Source organism: Actinophytocola glycyrrhizae, from assembly GCF_042653545.1.
GTDB lineage: Bacteria > Actinomycetota > Actinomycetes > Mycobacteriales > Pseudonocardiaceae > Actinophytocola > Actinophytocola glycyrrhizae.
Genome location: NZ_JBHSIS010000013.1, coordinates 1 through 1,861 on the forward strand (window position 1 = coordinate 1; position 1,861 = coordinate 1,861).

Sequence of the window (1,861 nt, forward strand, 5' to 3'; positions counted from 1 at the left end):
GGCGACCAGACAAGATTTTCACCCCCAGCAGGACGTCCTCGCCAGAGGACACCGACGACTGAACGGGAGACTCGCGGGTCCTGAAGCGGGGACTCGCGGGGTTAGGCGGCTTTCAGGCCGGAGGGGGTCAGTACGTGGGTGGCGGGGCGGGACGCCGGGTGGTCGTCGTGGCGGGACAGGACTTGCGTGGCGCCGGTCAGTACCGCGGCGCTCAGCGTGATCGGGTCGTAGAACGGGGTCGTGGTCAGGATGACCGCGTCCGCCGTCAGGTTCACCGCCGCGGCCCGGCACTTCAGCGCCTGATGGGTCAGCAGGCCGGACAGGATCGCGGCGGGCTCGCGTTCGTCGCGGTCCCGGGGTTCGACCAGCAGCCCACCGCCGGTCGCCAGCTCGGCGCACGTCAGCACCCCCGGTTCCGCGGGCGCGTCGAGCAGCAGCACCAGTTCCAGCGACGCGGGCAGCACCGGGCGGACCCGCTCGTACATCGCGCGGCCAAGGATCGCCGCGCGGGCCCTGGTCACGGCGAGGAAGTCGGCGAAGGCGTCCGAGGGCAGGTCCGGGTCGACCGGTGCCGCGACGTTGCCGCTGCGGACGATCGCGTAGAACGCCGTCGGGAAGTGCGTGCCCGGCAACGCGGCCACGGCCACGGTCAGCCCGTCGCCGCCGAGCCGCTGCCGCAGGCCGAACGCCAGCCGGGACACGGCACGGTCCAGCTCGGCGAACGTCACCGTGCTGCTGGTGGTGCGCAGCGCGGCGCGGTCTGGCCAGGTCACCGCGGCACGGCTGGGCAGCACGTCGACCGAGCCGACGGGCAGATCTGCGTACGAGGTCATCACGAGGCCTTCCTTTCCGGGGCCGCATCGTCCGAACAGGACGTGGGCGGGTGCGCCGCGCCACCGGAGTCCACGACCCGCCGCAGCGAGCCGAGCATCGCCGTGCCGATGGCGGCGATCTTCTCCGCCGCCACGGCCGCGGTCTCCGGGTTGTCTTCCGCGACACGGAAGTAGTGGTCGAGCGCCACCACCACGCCCGTCACCTTCGTTTCGACCCGCCACAGACCGGCCATCGACTCGAGCGGTACCGGCGGATCGATCCGCCGGTACCGCACCTGCAGCCTCTTCGTGTTCGCCTCACGCACCGAGGTCCAGGTGTTTCCCGTGCGTTCGACGATCCGGAACCGCTCGCAGCCACGGTCGATCCCGAGTCGCTCGACGGCGGCCACCGTGTCGAAGACCGTGGGCCAGCCCTCGATGTCGGCGACCAGCTCGTACACGCGCTTGGGCGGGGCGGTGACCCTGACCGTCTGGCGTGTGGTCCAGATCTTCAGTTCCGTCATGGTTCGCTCCCTCCTGCTCTCCCGGTGGCGGGGCTTCCTGTGAGTTTCCTCACCACCGCTGGAAAGCGGCTCGCGGGCTGCTCGACTGTTCGCCACCCAGCTTGAACGCTCGCGGCAAAGGGACCGCTACCAGCGGTTTCGTGTCTGTTACGAGCATGACTCCAGGCGCGGCTCGCATCCTGACCACATGGCGTGAAGGAGGCCGAGATGACGCATCATGGCGTGCCACGCAGCCTCAGGCCCGCGGTCGTCACCGTGGACGCGGGCCCTGGAACGCGACAGCGGTTTCGCGCGCTGGTCGTGCGGGCGTACCGGGAGTGGGAGCGGGGATCGCGCCGGCCGGTGTGGCTGCGCTGCTCAGCTGACCGTCCACGTGTCGCCGCCCCGGAGGAGTGACCGCAGGTCGGCAGGTTTCGTCTCCACCGCCGTGGCGACCTGCTGCCGGGCCTGGTCGTCGTAGGTGGGCCGTTCGACGTTGCGGTAGATCCCGGTGACGGTGTGTGTGAGGTCCTGTGTGGACAGGCG

2 protein-coding genes and 1 pseudogene are annotated in these 1,861 nt (G+C 70.7%); all 3 read right to left on the reverse strand.

All coding sequences use genetic code 11. From position 1 onward, the window contains the following. Positions 1 to 101 precede the first annotated feature (101 nt). A complete protein-coding gene (locus ACFPCV_RS25610) occupies positions 102 to 833 on the reverse strand; it encodes an AMP-binding protein (protein ID WP_378058887.1) in 732 nt (243 codons plus the stop codon). Continuing rightward, positions 833 to 1,336: an SRPBCC family protein gene (locus ACFPCV_RS25615; RefSeq protein WP_378058888.1), complete on the reverse strand. Its 504-nt coding sequence runs from the start codon at positions 1,334 to 1,336 to the stop codon at positions 833 to 835. Before ACFPCV_RS25615 ends, ACFPCV_RS25610 begins: the two co-directional genes overlap by 1 nt. Positions 1,337 to 1,693: 357 nt before the next feature. After that, positions 1,694 to 1,861, reverse strand: a pseudogene (locus ACFPCV_RS25620) (2-oxoacid:ferredoxin oxidoreductase subunit beta); the annotation flags it as partial.

Bases quoted from the DNA above. Each gene is read 5' to 3' on its own strand.
- ACFPCV_RS25615 (WP_378058888.1), bottom strand. From the start codon at position 1,336: ATGACGGAACTGAAGATCTGGACCACACGCCAGACGGTCAGGGTCACC.
- ACFPCV_RS25610 (WP_378058887.1), bottom strand. From the start codon at position 833: ATGACCTCGTACGCAGATCTGCCCGTCGGCTCGGTCGACGTGCTGCCC.